Annotated in this window: 17 protein-coding genes; 3 read left to right on the forward strand and 14 right to left on the reverse strand. The window is 56.1% G+C overall.

Annotated features, from left to right (window positions below; translation table 11 throughout):
* Window positions 1–17 precede the first annotated feature (17 nt).
* Window positions 18–1493, reverse strand: a complete 1476-nt coding sequence (fliD, locus tag FU672_RS02850; RefSeq protein WP_148242055.1) for a flagellar filament capping protein FliD — start codon at window positions 1491–1493, stop codon at window positions 18–20.
* 302 nt (window positions 1494–1795) lie between these two features.
* Between fliD and FU672_RS02855 the strand changes: the two genes are divergently transcribed.
* The gene (locus tag FU672_RS02855) at window positions 1796–3319 is read left to right on the forward strand and encodes a flagellin N-terminal helical domain-containing protein (protein ID WP_148242056.1); all 1524 of its coding nucleotides are present in this window, start codon (window positions 1796–1798) and stop codon (window positions 3317–3319) included.
* 92 nt (window positions 3320–3411) lie between these two features.
* On the opposite strand, the gene FU672_RS02860 is transcribed toward FU672_RS02855, so the two are convergent.
* The 4 genes from FU672_RS02860 to FU672_RS02875 form a co-directional block, all read right to left on the reverse strand.
* A complete protein-coding gene (locus FU672_RS02860; protein WP_316043717.1) occupies window positions 3412–3717 on the reverse strand; it encodes a hypothetical protein in 306 nt (101 codons plus the stop codon).
* A gap of 353 nt (window positions 3718–4070) precedes the next feature.
* The gene (locus tag FU672_RS02865) at window positions 4071–5966 is read right to left on the reverse strand and encodes a methyl-accepting chemotaxis protein (RefSeq protein WP_148242058.1); all 1896 of its coding nucleotides are present in this window, start codon (window positions 5964–5966) and stop codon (window positions 4071–4073) included.
* Window positions 5967–5990: 24 nt separating this feature from the next.
* Window positions 5991–7163, reverse strand: coding sequence for a methyl-accepting chemotaxis protein (locus FU672_RS02870; protein WP_148242059.1), 1173 nt, complete (start codon window positions 7161–7163; stop codon window positions 5991–5993).
* Between the two features lie 114 nt (window positions 7164–7277).
* On the reverse strand, window positions 7278–7769 hold the full coding sequence (locus FU672_RS02875; protein ID WP_148242060.1) for a DoxX family protein: 492 nt from the start codon (window positions 7767–7769) through the stop codon (window positions 7278–7280).
* A gap of 352 nt (window positions 7770–8121) precedes the next feature.
* On the opposite strand from FU672_RS02875, the gene FU672_RS02880 reads away from it, so the two are divergent.
* Window positions 8122–8904 (forward strand): winged helix-turn-helix domain-containing protein, encoded by a 783-nt coding sequence (locus tag FU672_RS02880; RefSeq protein WP_148242061.1) that lies wholly within the window; start codon window positions 8122–8124, stop codon window positions 8902–8904.
* Entirely contained in the window at window positions 8870–9394 is a 525-nt protein-coding gene (locus tag FU672_RS02885) for a hypothetical protein (RefSeq protein ID WP_148242062.1), read from the forward strand. Before FU672_RS02880 ends, FU672_RS02885 begins: the two co-directional genes overlap by 35 nt.
* A gap of 4 nt (window positions 9395–9398) precedes the next feature.
* On the opposite strand, the gene fliR is transcribed toward FU672_RS02885, so the two are convergent.
* The 9 genes from fliR to fliJ form a co-directional block, all read right to left on the reverse strand.
* A complete protein-coding gene (gene fliR, locus FU672_RS02890) occupies window positions 9399–10178 on the reverse strand; it encodes a flagellar biosynthetic protein FliR (RefSeq protein ID WP_148242063.1) in 780 nt (259 codons plus the stop codon).
* The gene (fliQ, locus tag FU672_RS02895) at window positions 10178–10447 is read right to left on the reverse strand and encodes a flagellar biosynthesis protein FliQ (RefSeq protein WP_013097797.1); all 270 of its coding nucleotides are present in this window, start codon (window positions 10445–10447) and stop codon (window positions 10178–10180) included. The genes fliR and fliQ overlap by 1 nt, the downstream gene beginning before the upstream one ends.
* Before the next feature lie 9 nt (window positions 10448–10456).
* Window positions 10457–11155 (reverse strand): flagellar type III secretion system pore protein FliP, encoded by a 699-nt coding sequence (gene fliP, locus FU672_RS02900; RefSeq protein WP_148242129.1) that lies wholly within the window; start codon window positions 11153–11155, stop codon window positions 10457–10459.
* Window positions 11156–11184: 29 nt separating this feature from the next.
* Complete coding sequence (gene fliO, locus FU672_RS02905) at window positions 11185–11556, reverse strand: flagellar biosynthetic protein FliO (RefSeq protein ID WP_148242064.1); 372 nt, start codon at window positions 11554–11556, stop codon at window positions 11185–11187.
* Window positions 11556–11939 carry a flagellar motor switch protein FliN gene (gene fliN / locus FU672_RS02910; RefSeq protein ID WP_046888408.1) on the reverse strand — a complete coding sequence of 128 codons (384 nt, stop codon included), beginning with the start codon at window positions 11937–11939 and terminating at the stop codon, window positions 11556–11558. Before fliN ends, fliO begins: the two co-directional genes overlap by 1 nt.
* 7 nt (window positions 11940–11946) lie before the next feature.
* Entirely contained in the window at window positions 11947–12939 is a 993-nt protein-coding gene (gene fliM / locus FU672_RS02915; protein WP_148242065.1) for a flagellar motor switch protein FliM, read from the reverse strand.
* A gap of 5 nt (window positions 12940–12944) precedes the next feature.
* Window positions 12945–13451 (reverse strand): flagellar basal body-associated FliL family protein, encoded by a 507-nt coding sequence (locus FU672_RS02920; RefSeq protein WP_148242066.1) that lies wholly within the window; start codon window positions 13449–13451, stop codon window positions 12945–12947.
* Between the two features lie 129 nt (window positions 13452–13580).
* Entirely contained in the window at window positions 13581–14633 is a 1053-nt protein-coding gene (locus FU672_RS02925; protein ID WP_148242067.1) for a flagellar hook-length control protein FliK, read from the reverse strand.
* On the reverse strand, window positions 14630–15079 hold the full coding sequence (gene fliJ, locus FU672_RS02930) for a flagellar export protein FliJ (protein ID WP_148242068.1): 450 nt from the start codon (window positions 15077–15079) through the stop codon (window positions 14630–14632). The genes FU672_RS02925 and fliJ overlap by 4 nt, the downstream gene beginning before the upstream one ends.
* Window positions 15080–15086 lie beyond the last annotated feature (7 nt).

The following is a 15086-nucleotide window of genomic DNA, read 5'->3' on the forward strand; positions in this document are numbered from 1 at the left end:
GCGACCTGCCCGGATTGTTAAGAATTCATTAACTCCGCCAGCGACTGCTGCAGACGGGTACTCATGTTATTCATATCGTTCATCGCCTTATCGAGACGCTGATACTCTTTTTCCCGGCGCAGCATGGTCTCTTCAATACGTCTTTCGACGGCGGTGATCTGCTTGCCGATGCGCTTTTCCTGTTCACGCAGGGATTCCAGCGCGGTTTCGATCACGCCGTCCTCCTTCTTGACCGCGTCTTTATCGCCAAGATAGGTATTGAAGATCCCTTCCATGCGATCCTTAATTCCCTCTTTGCCAGCCTTACCGAGGAACAACGCCTCCACCGCTTTCGTGTTGTCCTTCAGGGCGGCATCAAGCTTTTTGTTGTCGATCGTAAGCGTGCCCAGCGTGCCGGTACGTTCATCGCCGATTTTGCCATCAAAGGTCACGGTAATACCGATACTCCCCAGAGACTGGATCACCTCATCGGCATCAGGGTATTGACCGCTAACGGTGGCTTTCAACTGGCTCGTCAAACGACGCAAGGTACCGTCGCTAAACAACGAACCGTTGGTCGGATCGGGCTGAGCAATTGCGTCCGAACTGCTGTCACGGTCGGGAGCAGTGTATTTGGTGGCACTGGCCACCGTGCTGAGGTAGCTGTTGTAGTTCTTGACGAACTCTTCAATCAGCGTTTTCACCTTTGAGGTATCTTCGGTGATGGTGAGGGATTCGGTTTTGTAGCTGGCTGGGTCTGTGGGATCAGTAAGTTCCGATACTTCTCGCAGTTCGAGCGTCACGCCAGTGATCAAATCATTTATGGTATTAGAACTTCGGATGATGGGATCCGGTTTCCCATTCAGAAAAATTTCGGCATTTTGGGGAGGCGTTTCATCAACCGCATTTTCGAGCTTATTCTTTAAATCAGCGTTGCCTTCCACTGTGATAGCCATTTCACCGGCGTCACCGGTTTTTTTAGACGTCAGCACCAGCTTGTGCTCCCTGTCCCCAATGGTTATCACTTCCGCAACGACATCGCCTTTCTGCTCATTGATCTTTTTGGCAATCTGATCGAGCGAGGTTTCGTCACTCGCTAAGTTCAATTCCAGTGGTTTTTCACCTTCTTTCAGGGTGATTTTGACTTTTGCGCTACTGGAACCAATCAGGCCATCACGCGAAGTATTCTCCACCGCAAGCTGATGGGCTTTCGCCAGTTGTTTAACCGCAATGGAATAGCTATTGGGAATAGCCCCTTTTCCTGCCGTCGCCTTAAAGGTTTTGTTGTCGCTGACGCTGACGCCGTTAAACCCTTCCTCTTCCAGCTTGCCGAGATTATCTTTTAGCGTGCTGAGCGAGCTGGAAATAGAGCCCCAGGCAGAAATCTGCCCTTTATAGGTGCTCTGTTTCTGCAGATACGGGTTTAATTTTTGGGAAATGCCCTTGCGCTCGTCCGCCAGCCACTGGTCAAACGGCAGCCCGGAGCCGACGCCTAAAAAGTTAGTTGCAGCCATAATCATTGTTCCTGTTGAAATAAGTTAGCCTGACACTCTTTCTATCGGGTAATAGAGAAGGAAGTTTAATTTTTCATATATACGGCAACAACGCTGCGGCATGCACAAATCATTTTTATGCGCTTATTAGCCGATTGCTATGGGCTATTTGTTTAAATGCGCACATAACTGCACGCAATTCATGGCTTGATAAAAAAAATTAAAAAATAATTTAGCCAATATTATTTCCTCCCGATGAAGTAAGTATGCGCATCAACGAACGCATATTACTTACAGTCGTTACAACTTAGAAGGATATAACAATGGCACAGGTCATTAATACCAACGCGCTGAGCCTGATGGCTCAGAACAACCTGAACAAATCTCAGAGCCAGCTGGGTACGGCAATTCAGCGTCTCTCTTCCGGTATGCGTATCAACAGCGCAAAAGACGATGCGGCAGGTCTGGCGATTTCTAACCGCTTCACTTCCTCTATCCGCGGTATGACCCAGGCGGCGCGTAACGCCAACGACGGTATCTCCCTGGCGCAGACCACCGAAGGCGCGCTGGAAGAAGTGACCGAAAACATGCAGCGTATCCGTGAGCTGACGGTGCAGGCGAAAAACGGCACCAACTCCGCAAGCGACCTGGACTCCATCAAGAAAGAGATCGGTACCCGTCTGGAAGAAATTGGCCGCGTAGCGGAAACCACTAACTTCAACGGCGTCAAAGTGTTCGACGGCTCTAAAGAAAATATCACCATTCAGATCGGTGATAAGGACGAAGATACTATCGATATCAAGCTGAGCAAGCTGGATATGGAAACGTTGGGTCTGGACGAGTTCATGGCCGACTTTGCGGGTATTGGTATTACAGTGAGTGGCGCGGGCATTACCGAAGCGAGCCAGTTTGAAGGTCAGGGGAAAGATGCTCCTGCCGATACAGAGTTTGAAGCTACCAAACTTGGTGTTCCTGGTGCTGACGCTTCAACAGCGAAATATAAAATGGTATCAGCAGATCGTGACAAAATCATTGCCGCAGCGGACGATGTTACTGGTACCGCTGCACAGAAGAAAGTCATCACTTACGAAGAAGAGGGAACGATCCGCTTCTTCGTTGCCAATGAAACAACAAATGAAGTACAGGAAGTTACACTTGACTTAAAAATCACTGCTGGTCCTCCTGAAAAAGTTGAATTCAACACCGATCCAGCTAAAGGTGATTTACTGGGCGCCGCAGATGCAGACATGCTTCTGAAGGGCCCAACTAGCCTCGGCGACACTAAGCGTATTAGAGCAGGCGATACCATCAACGCTGACGGCGCAGATATTACCCTTGATAAAGCTATGCTGGAGGCTATTTCTACAGACGTGTTCGGCGCTGACCTCGCGACCTCTGGAATGAAAATGTACTCCGTATCGGGTGCAGCGGCAGACACCTTCTACGCAATGGATAACACTGGTAAGGTTATGGAGTTCCAGCTGGATAACACCGGAGCAGTAACCGGTGTACCTGCTGAAGCCCGTAATGCAGATGCTGATTTCATCGCGAAAGAATCCAGCCGACTGGCTTCCGAAGACCTGCTGGAACGACTGGATAATGCACTGACCACCGTTGCAGACTTCCGTGCCGACCTGGGTGCCGTTCAGAACCGTTTCAGCTCCATCATTGCGAACCTGAACACCAACATCATCAACACCACCGAAGCGCGCTCCCGTATTCAGGACGCCGACTTCTCTGTTGAAGTGTCTGCCATGAGCCGTGCAAACATCCTGCAGCAGGCAGGTGTGTCCGTACTGGCTCAGGCCAACCAGGTTCCGCAGAACGTGCTGTCCCTGCTGCGTTAATCCGTAACAAACCACCTTACATTATCATTACGCGCGTGCCTCACGCGCGGTTGCCCTCCCTGGTGGAGGGCTTTTTTACGTCTGCGGTTTTCTCAGCGTGATGTGAGGTAAGGCTCCTTCACGAACTCTGCAATCAGATACACCATATCGTGCAGTAATCCCCTTAACGATTGAGCCACACTCTGTGGAAGGGTATTCCCCAGTATCGCCTGCGCCAGAGCTTGCGCATAATTAACCGATGTGGCCGTATCCTGCCAGCTATCAGGCATACAGGACTTCGTGGCTTCACCTGCAATAAGTTGTTCTATCAAATGCGGTGGCAGGTCGTCGTCACACAGTCGTTCCAGCACCCCAAGGGCATGGAGTAAGCGTCCGCATAATGCATTGCGTTCGTTCATATCAGCCACCTCAAACAGATCGGCAGTGGCCGGGAGTGGTAGCCCGATGAGGTGTTGAATAAAGTTATCGTGTGAAGATGAATGAGAGAGAGTGGACAGGATTGCGAGGCGCCTTCCAGATCCTCGCCGGGTGGCGGCGATTGAGCTGCCATGGCACGTCCACTGGTCATGTCGTTACTGAGTAGCAAGGGACATAAAGTGAACGGAATGACCACCAGAGCCGTATGTTCCCCCTCACCCCAGCCCTCTCCCTCAAGGGAGAGGGGGTCGTCCGTGCCGGCATTATTTTGTGGGGAACCCGTAGGCCCGTGCAAGCGCAGCGCCGCCGGGCAATTCTCACAGAGGATACCGAATCAAACCTTAAACCGCTTCACCACGCTTTCCAGCTCTGCGGCCTGCTCCTCCATCGCCCTCGCCGTCGTCGACACGTCCGCCACCAGCGTGGCGTTCTGCTGGGTCGCGCCTTCAAGCTGACAGACCGCCACGTTAACCTGCTCAATACCGACGCTCTGCTCGCGGCTGGCGGTTTTGACCTGCTCCATCAGGGCAGAAACCTCGTGTACGGAGCCCACCAGCGTATTCATGGTTTCCCCTGCCTGCTGCACCAGACGGCTACCGTCCTGCACGCCCGTTACCGCGTCGTTAATCAGCTGGCGGATCTCTTTCGCAGAGCTGGCAGAGCGCAGGGCCAGGCTTCGCACCTCGGATGCCACCACGGCGAAGCCGCGTCCCTGCTCGCCTGCGCGCGCGGCTTCAACCGCCGCATTCAGGGCCAGGATATTGGTCTGATACGCAATACCGTCGATCACCCCGACGATGTCGGTAACGCGTAACGATGACGCTTCGATATGATTCATCTTCTCCACCGCGGCATTCATCAGCGTCGCACCCTGTTGCGCCACCGTGGCCGCCTGCGTGGCAAGCCTGTCGGCATGTTCCGCGTTGTCCGCGTTATTACCCACGATGCCGGCAATCTGTTCCATCGACGCCGCCGTCTGCGTCAGGGAGGCGGACTGCTCTTCGGTGCGTGACGAAAGCGCCACATTGCCGTTTGCAATCTCATGGGATGCCGCCGCAATCGTGCGCGTGCTCGCCCCCACCTGCTGTAACAACCCCTGCAGATAACGCATAAACGTATTCACGCTGACGGCGATGGCGTTCAGTTCCCGGGTGCGGCTCTCCGGCAGACGGAGGGTCAGATCGGCCCCGCCAGCAGATAGCGTGGCAAGACGATCGCTCACGGTCAGGAGATTGCGCATCATAAAACGCACGGTCAGGATCATTGCGCCACCCAGTAACAGCAGCAGCGGGATCTGTACCGTCCCCAGGCGCACCAGGATAGAGCGGGACTGCTGGGTTAGCAGGTGACTTGGGGTGTCGGTTGCCACAAACCACGGGCTGCCGGCAATGGGAGAGACAAAGATGGTGTGTTCGCCATCGTCGGCGTCGTAGGTCTGCTCGCTGTAGCCGCCGCTGGACTGCGCCAGCATCGCCTGCAGAATGGCGATCTCGTGTCCGGGCAGGTCATTAATATTTGTCAGTTGCGGCGTGGTGTCGGTGGCGCGGCTGTAACCAATAATTTTGCCATTGGCCTCGACAATCAGCACGCCGCCCTGCAGAGGCTCCGCTATCTTGCGCGCAAGCTCATTAAAGAAGCCCAGCGTGACGTCCAGCGTTGCCACGCCCCACAGCTGACCGTCGCGCCAGAGAGGCATCGCACAGTTGGTTCTCGGCTGCGGGCTGGCGGCGTCCATATAGGCATCAGCCCAGACGCACTCTCCTTTTGCAGCACGCATTCCTGCCTTAAACCACGGTTGTTGCCAGTACGCGGGCGCATCCGGCTGATTCCACGTGGTGTTCAGCTGGAGCTGGTTCTGCTTGTCTCTGGCATAAAAGGTGCTGTGTTTCTCGATTCCCGGCTCGCGCATTCCCGGCAGCGGCCATACGCCGCCGCCAAAAAGGGTGCTGTCACCGTTCTGGTTAACCAGCGCGGGAAGCAGACGGTCTATTTGCGCGCTGTCGAGCTGCGCCACGGTCTCCGTCAGCCCGCGCTGTTGAGCCTGTACGCGCGACATCAGCTGCGTCACGGCGGCGGTTTGCTCGTTGATTTGATAGTGCACGCGCTGGTACTCGTCTTTCAGCAAGGCAGGCGCAATGAAATGCATTACAACCCACAGGGTCAGGGCAGTCAGTAAGATAAAGAAAGCAGAGACCAGCAATATGGCTCTGCTTTGAAGGGACGAAAACATAATAATGAACTCTGTAATAATGTATTAAACGGACGGGCTGCCCGCGCGCTGAAGTAAGGTATTCGCGACCGTATAGACCTCTTCAATCAGCACGCTGTTGTTATGTGCCACCGACGGTGCGCCGCTCTGCGCCTGCATCATGGCGTCTTCAATCAACGCCCGTAGCTCTTTTGAGGAGCGTGCACAGCGGCTGGCCAGGTTACGCGACTCCACGGCAAAGACGCCCTCTTCGTGATGCAACGAATAGCTGTATGCCCGGCTGGCAAGCTGAACCAGCGCCCCGCTGCTGTCGGCAATGCTTAACGCCGCGTCGTGCAGGGTGTTCATCGCCTGGACCACGCCCGTAGCACTTTCGCTCAGGGTTGCCAGCAGGTTCGCGTTGGCCTCCGGGATCCATAACAAGCGTTCGTTCTCCTGGGCAATGGCGGTGGCGGCACGGGCAATCACGCTGACCTGCTCCCCCACCTCCTGCATCAGCGGCGGCAGAAAGGCCCCGTGTTCAGATTTCAGCTGTGACGGGAGTTCTTCGTTAAGGCGGGATAGGTGCAGGTTGAGGCTGCGCAGCAGCGTCAGGGTGGAGACCAGCAGCAGCGCGGCCAGCGGCCACGGTTTATGCAGGAGAATGCCAGGACGTTCACCCATGCGGCGGGTCGGGACGTCAATGGCCAGCAGCCAGGTGGTGGCGGCAATGGGGATCACCACCAGAGTATGCTCGCCGCTGGCGCTGCGAAAACAGGTATGACGCAGCCCCTCGCCCGACTGCGACAGCAGCGAGCGCAGCGGCACCGCCATCGGCAGGTCGGTATCGTTCAGCGACTGCACGTTCGGCGCCCCGGCGGCATCGCCAATGATGCGGCCGGTATCTTCCACAATCCAGACGCGACCGCCGAGACGCTCCCCCATCTCTTTGACCAGCGCATTGAAGAACTGTCGGCTGGACCCGCTCTCCTCCGCGATATCCGTGTCGCCGGGGGCACTTTTATCCAGCGCAAAGCTTTTGAGGGTGACCACGCTTTCGGTCATTGAGCGCTGCTGCGCTTCAACCCGATCGAGCTGCTCCCGCAGCTGAGAGGCCAGGGCATCGACCTGCGAGCGCAGACGCTGCCCCTCGGTGCGAATAAACCAGGGCATTAACCCGGACTGCACCAGAATAAGTAAGGTAATAAAAATAATGACCAGTATGACGGTAAAAACCATGACTTTAGCGCCTGTTCTTTTACGGCAGCACAACGCTGCCACTACAGGACGCTATTTTATTATGCAGGGGTCAGGAAATATGCTCTTCAAACCGTTGATAACCGCGCACTTCTGTTATCCCTCAACAAAAACAATCTTGCGCACGTTCTGCCAGCGTTTAACCAGCCAGCCATCGAGGCTGTAGAGCGTTCCGCCCCAGGTGATGAGCAGCAGGCACAGCACCATATACAGCGTCTCGGGCAGATAAAAGAGCCAGCTCAGCCACGCCATCAGATTCAGCCCCTGAGGAATGGTGTAGATACCGATCGTCACCAGCGCCACGGTGCTGATAATGCACAAAATCAGCGCGCTCAGGCGGGTGAACAGCCCCAGCGTCAGCAGCAAGCCCATGGTGCATTCCAGGAAAGCCACCACCACCGCCATGAGCGCCGGGAACGGGATCCCCGCGTCGGTCATGGTATCCACCATCAGCAGCTGGTTTTCGGGCACAAATAATTTATTAAACCCGGCAGTAAAGAAAAATATGCCGAGCACCAGGCGACAGAGTAAAACCGGAAACATGGCCGGGGCATCAGACGTGTGTAAAAAACCTTTTAGCGTTAACATCAATCTTCCTTGTTAATAAAGACAGTAGAGCAAATTCAATAAGTTGTATTTTAATCAGTATAAATTGCCCTCCCCCGTTGGCAACCGTTCGTACGGCCTCCTCCACAAAATTAATAACTTTATTTACATTAATTTATATTAAGTCGATGTGTTTATTGCGTGTCATTATCAATAACAGACGATAAATAACCTTATTTAATCTGTGGTCGTTATTACTTTATAGTTGCAAAAAGATGAAGTAAGACATAAAAAGCATGTCGCTCTGGTCATCCGCTAGCAATAAAGTGTGTTCGTAACTATTAATTACAAGAGCCAGAAGCGATATCCATTACACCAGAAGAATCATATAATTATGCTTAACAACATCGCGATTGGAACGTCAGTGACGCTGGATCTTCAGGCGCGCATCCTTGCCCGCCAGGACGGAGAAGAAACGGTCACCCTGCCGCAAAGTGCCTGTCTGTGTCTCGCCGCTCTGGTCGAGGCACAGGGCGAGGTGCTTTCACAGGAACAGCTGATGGAGATTGGCTGGCGTAGCGCGGGCGTCGAAGTGACCGAAAACAGCGTGCGTGTGATGATCACCAAACTGCGTCGCGCCCTGGCGCAGCTGGACGTACAGGAGAGCATCACCCTGGTCGCCGTCACGCGCAGCGGCTACCGCCTGCTGGTGCGGGAAGCTGACAGTGAGCCGCCTGCGCTGGAGAAGCCGCAGCCTGAACCGGCAAACGCGTCTCCCGTTACCCCTCCCCGCCCCCGCACCGGGTTAAAACCGAAGGTGTTCGCCGCCCTGGGCGGTCTGCTTACCGGCCTGGTTATCGCCCTGGTGCTGCGCAGCGTGTTGGATTTCAGCCCCCAGCCGCTGCACTTCGTGCGCTGGAGTGGCCCCGGCATCCCACCGGGGTCAGAGGTGATGGTGCAAAGTGACAAGCAGTCACAGCGGGACCTGATTACCGCCACGCTGCAAACCTATACCCGCCACGTGCTGGACAGGCGTCCCGGCGAAAAGCCCGCCGCCGTGCTGTACGTGACCACCGGGTCAGAAAAAATGAGTAAGTTCCAGGGACTTATTGCCTGCCAACAACCCTTTAAGGATGCCGGGAATGACTGCGAATCGTTCTATTTTCGCCATTATTAAATCACCGCTGACCCTGCTGTTTATCGGCGGGCTGGCGGTCGGGCTCGGGGGGATCGCGCTGTACGACTTTTCCACCGCGCCGCATAAAAAGGTCTGCGTTGCGCCGACCTCTTACTACACCATTGAGGACGACAACAACGCCACGCTGACACGCGGGATCTACCGCTCTTATCGCGACGGTCTGTTCAATGGTCACACGACCTACATTGGCGGCATCAGCCACTTTAAAGACGGCATACTGGCGGGACGTCCGACGTCGGTGAACCGCGAGGTACGCTATGACGTGGATTTCTCCGGCAAGCGTGTTCATCTGAACGTCACCAGCCAGCATCGCAAGCTGGGCGATCAAAGCACCGACCAGGACGTCAGGGATTATATCTTCCCGCAGATCGCGCCGGGTGAAGTGGCAACGAGTACCCTTTATCTGCTGGACGACAAAGTGCTGGCATCCGGGACGGAGACCGTCGCCCGCATCGCCTGCATGAACTGAACGGCTATACCAGCGCCTGAATCAGACCCTCCAGGGTGTCAAACCCGAGGGTCATCAGGCGTTCAAAGAACGGAGCCAGCGTCTCGGCGATCAGGAACAGGGCCAGCATGCCAAAGGTGAGCGTCAGCGGGAAGCCAATCACGAAGATGGAAAGCTGCGGCGTCAGGCGGTTTAACAGCCCGAGAATAAAGTTAATGCACAGCAGCAGGGCAATGACCGGTAGACCCAGTAATAACCCCTGACTGAAGATCATCCCCGCATGGGTCACCAGATAGAGAAACCCTCCCGCATGCAGCGGTGTGCCATCAACCGGCAGCGCCTGAAACGTCTCCGCCAGCAGCGCCAGCAGCCAGAGATGACCGTTGAACGCCAGGAACAGCAGGGTCACCAGCAGGTTAAGAAAGCGGGAAATCACCGGGCTGTTGCCCGCACCGGGGTCAAAGAAGGTGGCGAACGATAATCCCATCTGCATGCCGATAATTTCGCCAGACATGCGCACGGCGGCAAACAGCAGTTGCAGCGTCAGCCCCATCGCCGCGCCGATAATCACCTGCTTCGCCAGCACCCAGACGCCTTCCCAGGAATAAAGGCCCACCTGTGCATCGGGCAGCGTACCACCAATCAGGATCGCCGTCAGCAGCGCCAGACAGGCGCGCAGCCGGGCATTCACCGCCTTCTCACCGAATATCGGCGCGACGTGCAGCAGCGCGCCGATGCGTACCATAATAAAAAAATAGTGGCTGACCAGCCCGTAGAGCTGGTCGAGAGGAAGTCCGAAGGCCATCAGCCGATCACGAAAGGAATGCTGGCGAATACCGCACGGGTGTATTCAATAAAAATTTTCATCATCCACGGCCCCAGCGCAACCGCGACGCCGACGATCATCAAAATCTTTGGAATAAAGGTCATGGTCATTTCGTTGACCTGGGTGGCAGCCTGCAAAATACTGATGATCAGACCGGTGACCAGCGCGGCCACCAGCAGCGGGGCTGACACCATCAGCCCTACCTTGATCGCCTGCATGCCAATCACCATTACGCTTTCAGGGGTCATGGGCGTCTCCTAACTGTAAAAGCTCTGGGCCAGCGATCCGACCAGCAGCTGCCAGCCATCCACCAGCACAAACAGCATCAGTTTGAACGGCAGCGCGATGGTCGTGGGCGGCACCATCATCATCCCCAGCGCCATCAGGATGCTCGCCACCACCAGATCGATGATCAGGAACGGGATAAAAATGGTAAAGCCGATCTGGAACGCGGTTTTCAGCTCGCTGGTGATAAACGCAGGCACCAGAATGCTCAGCGGCACCTCTTCCGGCGAGGCGATGTCCGGCGTTTTCGCAATGCGGGCAAACATCGCCAGATCGTTTTCACGCGTCTGGTCGAGCATAAAGGCGCGCAGCGGTTTCACCCCTTCCGTCAGGGCAACCTCCATCGTGATTTTGTTTTCCTGCAGCGGCTGCCAGGCTTTTTCATAGATCTGGCTGAACACCGGGGACATCACAAAAAAGGTTAAAAATAGCGACAGCCCGACCAGCACCTGATTGGGTGGCGCGGTGGGGGTGCCGAGGGCGTTACGCATCAGACCCAGCACGATGATGATGCGGGTAAACCCGGTCATCATCAGCAGGACGGCAGGAATAAAGGTAAACCCGCTCAGCAAGAGCAGGGTTTGCACCGGCAGCGTCCAGCCGCCCTCGCCCGTTGGCTGGCCGAGCGTGATGTCGCCGTTGGCCGCCAGCGCACCGGCGGCAGGCAGCATCAGGAAGAACGCCAGCAGCAGACGACGGCTCACCGTTCACCTCCTGGACGATACTTCTGGCGCAGTTTTTCCAGCATCAGCGGAAAGCTCGCCGCCGGAGCGGACACCTGCGGCGCGTTCTCCGGGCGAGCCTGCGTCGCAAGGCAGGTGATTTGCGTGGCGGTTACGCCCAGCACCAGACGCTGCTCGCCGACGTCGACCAGCACCAGACGTTCACGCGGGCCAAGAGACTGCGTCGCCACCAGGGTCATGTTTCCCTGCGCGTCGTTAAGACGACGGGCAAGACCGCTGCGGCGGGCGGCCCAGGCCATCACCACCAGCAGCAGAACAATCAGCGCCAGCGCGCCGGTGACCGTCATCAGCACCGAGCCGGTAGCCGGGAGGGAGTCCGTCGCGTTCATTAGCGGCTCAGACGATGCATGCGCTCGGACGGCGTAATAATGTCCGTAATGCGGATGCCAAATTTATCGGAGACCACCACCACTTCGCCCTGCGCTATCAGATAGCCGTTGATCAGAATATCCAGCGGTTCCCCCGCCAGCCCGTCCAGCGAAACCACCGAGCCCTGGCTTAAGCGCAGCAGCTCTTTGATGGTCATCTTGGTGCGCCCCAGCTCCACGGTCATTTTCACCGGGATGTCGAGGATCAGGTTCATTTCGTCAGAGAATTGGGGTGCAGCCATTGTGTCGGTAATTCCCGCCGCGTGCTGTTCGGTCATTGCATCACCCCAAAGATTATCGATGGACTGATCGTCAGAACCCGATGAGGTGTTCATATCGCTCATGGGGAAATTACTCCTTGTTTAATGATAGTAATGAAGGCTGAATCATCTGCTCGACCTTCAGGGCATATTGATTGTTAACGGCGCCGTATCTGGCCGTGAAGACCGGAACGCCCCCCACGCTGGCGTCGATAAATTCCTGCTTGTCCAGGGCGATCACATCGCCTTTTTTCATCTGCATGACGCTGGACAGCCGGGTGTCGACATCGGCAAAGCGTGCGGTCAGCTCCAGTTCGGTTTCACGCATCTGGCTTGCCAGCAGGCCGCGCCAGTGGGAGTCCTCATGCCGTGAGTTATCCATCGGCGGGTTACTCAGCAACTCGCGCAGCGGCTCAATGGTGCTGAAGGGAATACAGATATTGAACTCCCCACGGTGTGAGCCAATCTCCACCGAGAACGGCGTGGTCACCACCACGTCGTTCGGTGACGAGGTGATATTGGTGAACTTCACCTGCATTTCTGAACGGATATACTCCGTTTTGATTTTATAGATTGCGCTCCAGGCAAATTCATATGCCTCGCGCGCCATCGACAGCATGCGGTGGATCACGCGCTGTTCGGTGGGCGTAAATTCCCGGCCGTCGGCTTTGGTCGGAAAACGACCATCACCGCCAAACAGGTTATCCACGGCCATAAACACCAGCCCCGGCGAGAACGCCATCAGCGAGGTGCCGCGCAGCGGGTTAAGGTGCAGCAGGTTCAGGTTTGTCGGTACCGGCAGGTTGCGCGCAAACTCGTGATACGGCTGGATCTTGATATTTCCCGCCGTAATATCCGGGCTACGACGCAGCAGGTTAAACAGCCCCATGCGGAACTGACGGGCAAAACGTTCGTTAATAATCTCCAGCGAATGCAGACGTTCGCGGATCACCCGGCGCTGCGTATGCGGGTCGTAGGGTTTTATCCCGGCGTCCGCCCGGCTGTTCTGGAGATCGCTACTGCTCTCAGCATCGGCGTTCAGTAAACGGTCGATCTCATCCTGAGATAAAAAGCTGTCAGCCATAATAATTACCGCAGAATAAATTCATTAATAAGGACGTCAGTGACGCGAATGGACTGGTCAAAGGCCAGTGGTTTATTCAGCTCATTCTGAATCGAATTAATCAGGCGACGTTTTCCCTCATCGGACGATAATGCTTCATAGGTCTGATGGGTCAGCAACATAAATAAACGGCTGCGATATTCAGGTAAATATTTCTCCAGTACGGTAAGGGACTGAGATTCCTCAACCCGTATAGAGAGTCCCAGATAAAGCACGCGATCCGATTCATTCGCCGTCGGCTTCAGGCTGACGGTGAAGGTATTCATCGAGGCGTATAACGGCTCGATCGGCGCGGCGGGCTTCACGGCAGGGGTTTCACCTTCCGCGATCGTCTCTGCCGGTTTCGCAAATTTCATTTCCCAGAACAGGTAACCGGAAATCCCGCACGCCGCAACGGCAGTCAAAAACATGAACGTCATCAGAAGCGAGCGAGATCCTCCACCGCTGGCGACCTTTTTATTTTTATTACTCATTGAACGTATACCTGATAAATAAGCGAGGGCGGCGCGCCACCCTCATGTCAATATGGCGGACATTGTAGTCCATTTGATCACCCTGATAATCAGGCGATAAAATTTCATTCCTGAAGCTAATTCACCACTTCAGGCAAAAGTATTAATTCCGTAAATATTTCCCGGCGTGGTGGTTAATAATGTCGGGACGATATCGTCGTCATCCGGCTGGGTGTCGCCCTCGTGCTGAGCCTGCTGCTCGCCCGGCGCGTTGTCCCCCTGACCACCCGGCGCAGCGTGCTGTTGTCCTTCCGCGCTGACGTTCGCCTGGCCGAGCTGAATGCCCGACTCCGCCATCGCGGCGCGCAGCTGCGGCATTGCCTGCTCCATGGCGTGGCGAATATGGGCATGTTCGCTGACGATATGAATATGCGCCTGATCCTGCTGTACGCGCAGGGAGATCTGCAGGGAACCTAACTCTTCGGGATGTAAACGGATCTCCGCGCTGTGCAGGCCGTTGCGGCTAAACAGCGCAATATGCTGGCTGACCGACTGCTTCCACTCCGGCGTTTCTGGCGGGTGGTTGACGGTGACCACCTGGTGTGGCGCGTGCGCAACGCTGGTGCGCACGGCAGCCGGCAGCGCCACGGCATTCGCCGGTGAGGTGGCGGACATCTCTGGCATGGCGACCGTCTCCGTCGCGACCGGTGCAGGCTGCGCCAGAGCAGAGGTTGTCACCGTCGGCGGTTTCTCTGTCGCACTGAGCGGTGCTAACGTTTTACCGCCCTGCGCGTCGGGTTTGCCGTCCGGCGCAGGCTTACCGGGCTCTGGCCGTGCCGCAGTCTCCGCGCCCGTCACGCTGCGGGTCACCAGCTGTTGAAGTAGCCACTGCGGGCTTTCCTCGACTTCACCTTCACTGAGTGCGACGCCCGTCAGCGCCTCAGCCAGCCCCGGTGTCGCCACAAGCAGCGCGTCGCTGCCCGCGTCATCGCCCTCGTCGGTCATCTCCGCCAGCTGTCCCGGCAGCATACCGATCGGATGCGCCGCCTCCGGCAGGGCGACCAGCGCCTGCGGATCCAGACCGGTAAACAGCTGTGCCAGTTTACCCTCCAGCGCCAGATCGAAATCCTCGTCAGCAAGCAAGCCCGCTTTCGGTTTGCCCTGTGTTCCACCCAGTAGCAGGGTGGCAATATCAATGTTCATAGCCTTTCTCTCTTCTGCCCGGCGCGCTGAGCAAATTCATCCATCAGTTTTTGTTCGTGTCGGCTCTGAACCAACGCCTGCGCCGTCTCCCGGCGGTTAATCAATGTTTCAAACGCATTCAGACGTTGCTTGTTTTGCACCCAGTTTTGTTTGACCTTGTCGACCGCCTGTTCACAGGCGTCGACGTGGCCTTGCTGCTGCTTCACGACCTGTTTCAGCGATAAAATAAACGACTGGTGATTGACCAGATCCGCCACCGACATGCCGTTGCCCATCATTCCCTGGCGCAGGGACTGCTGATACTCCTGCTCGTAGTGCTGGAGCTGTTCATGCTGGGCGACCGCCTGCTGAAGCTGCTGCTGAACGCCACCCAGTGCGCGGGTGGTTTCCGTCAGCGTTTCTTCTGCCATGTCGCGCAGCAGGGTCATAGGGTTGTTTACCTTCATGGCGCCT

It is taken from the genome of Enterobacter asburiae, from assembly GCF_008080435.1.
Taxonomy (GTDB): domain Bacteria; phylum Pseudomonadota; class Gammaproteobacteria; order Enterobacterales; family Enterobacteriaceae; genus Enterobacter; species Enterobacter asburiae_C.

What these genes read in the sequence shown, in the direction of transcription:
- fliM (WP_148242065.1), bottom strand. Translation starts at nt 12,939, where the DNA reads ATGGCTGACAGCTTTTTATCTCAGGATGAGATCGACCGTTTACTGAAC.
- FU672_RS02920 (WP_148242066.1), bottom strand. Translation starts at nt 13,451, where the DNA reads ATGAGTAATAAAAATAAAAAGGTCGCCAGCGGTGGAGGATCTCGCTCG.
- fliP (WP_148242129.1), bottom strand. Translation starts at nt 11,155, where the DNA reads ATGCTGCCTGCCGCCGGTGCGCTGGCGGCCAACGGCGACATCACGCTC.
- fliJ (WP_148242068.1), bottom strand. Translation starts at nt 15,079, where the DNA reads ATGAAGGTAAACAACCCTATGACCCTGCTGCGCGACATGGCAGAAGAA.
- FU672_RS02870 (WP_148242059.1), bottom strand. Translation starts at nt 7,163, where the DNA reads ATGGTTTTTACCGTCATACTGGTCATTATTTTTATTACCTTACTTATT.
- fliO (WP_148242064.1), bottom strand. Translation starts at nt 11,556, where the DNA reads ATGAACGCGACGGACTCCCTCCCGGCTACCGGCTCGGTGCTGATGACG.
- FU672_RS02865 (WP_148242058.1), bottom strand. Translation starts at nt 5,966, where the DNA reads ATGTTTTCGTCCCTTCAAAGCAGAGCCATATTGCTGGTCTCTGCTTTC.
- fliQ (WP_013097797.1), bottom strand. Translation starts at nt 10,447, where the DNA reads ATGACCCCTGAAAGCGTAATGGTGATTGGCATGCAGGCGATCAAGGTA.
- FU672_RS02875 (WP_148242060.1), bottom strand. Translation starts at nt 7,769, where the DNA reads ATGTTAACGCTAAAAGGTTTTTTACACACGTCTGATGCCCCGGCCATG.
- fliN (WP_046888408.1), bottom strand. Translation starts at nt 11,939, where the DNA reads ATGAGCGATATGAACACCTCATCGGGTTCTGACGATCAGTCCATCGAT.
- FU672_RS02855 (WP_148242056.1), top strand. Translation starts at nt 1,796, where the DNA reads ATGGCACAGGTCATTAATACCAACGCGCTGAGCCTGATGGCTCAGAAC.
- fliD (WP_148242055.1), bottom strand. Translation starts at nt 1,493, where the DNA reads ATGGCTGCAACTAACTTTTTAGGCGTCGGCTCCGGGCTGCCGTTTGAC.
- FU672_RS02885 (WP_148242062.1), top strand. Translation starts at nt 8,870, where the DNA reads ATGACTGCGAATCGTTCTATTTTCGCCATTATTAAATCACCGCTGACC.
- FU672_RS02860 (WP_316043717.1), bottom strand. Translation starts at nt 3,717, where the DNA reads ATGAACGAACGCAATGCATTATGCGGACGCTTACTCCATGCCCTTGGG.
- FU672_RS02880 (WP_148242061.1), top strand. Translation starts at nt 8,122, where the DNA reads ATGCTTAACAACATCGCGATTGGAACGTCAGTGACGCTGGATCTTCAG.
- fliR (WP_148242063.1), bottom strand. Translation starts at nt 10,178, where the DNA reads ATGGCCTTCGGACTTCCTCTCGACCAGCTCTACGGGCTGGTCAGCCAC.
- FU672_RS02925 (WP_148242067.1), bottom strand. Translation starts at nt 14,633, where the DNA reads ATGAACATTGATATTGCCACCCTGCTACTGGGTGGAACACAGGGCAAA.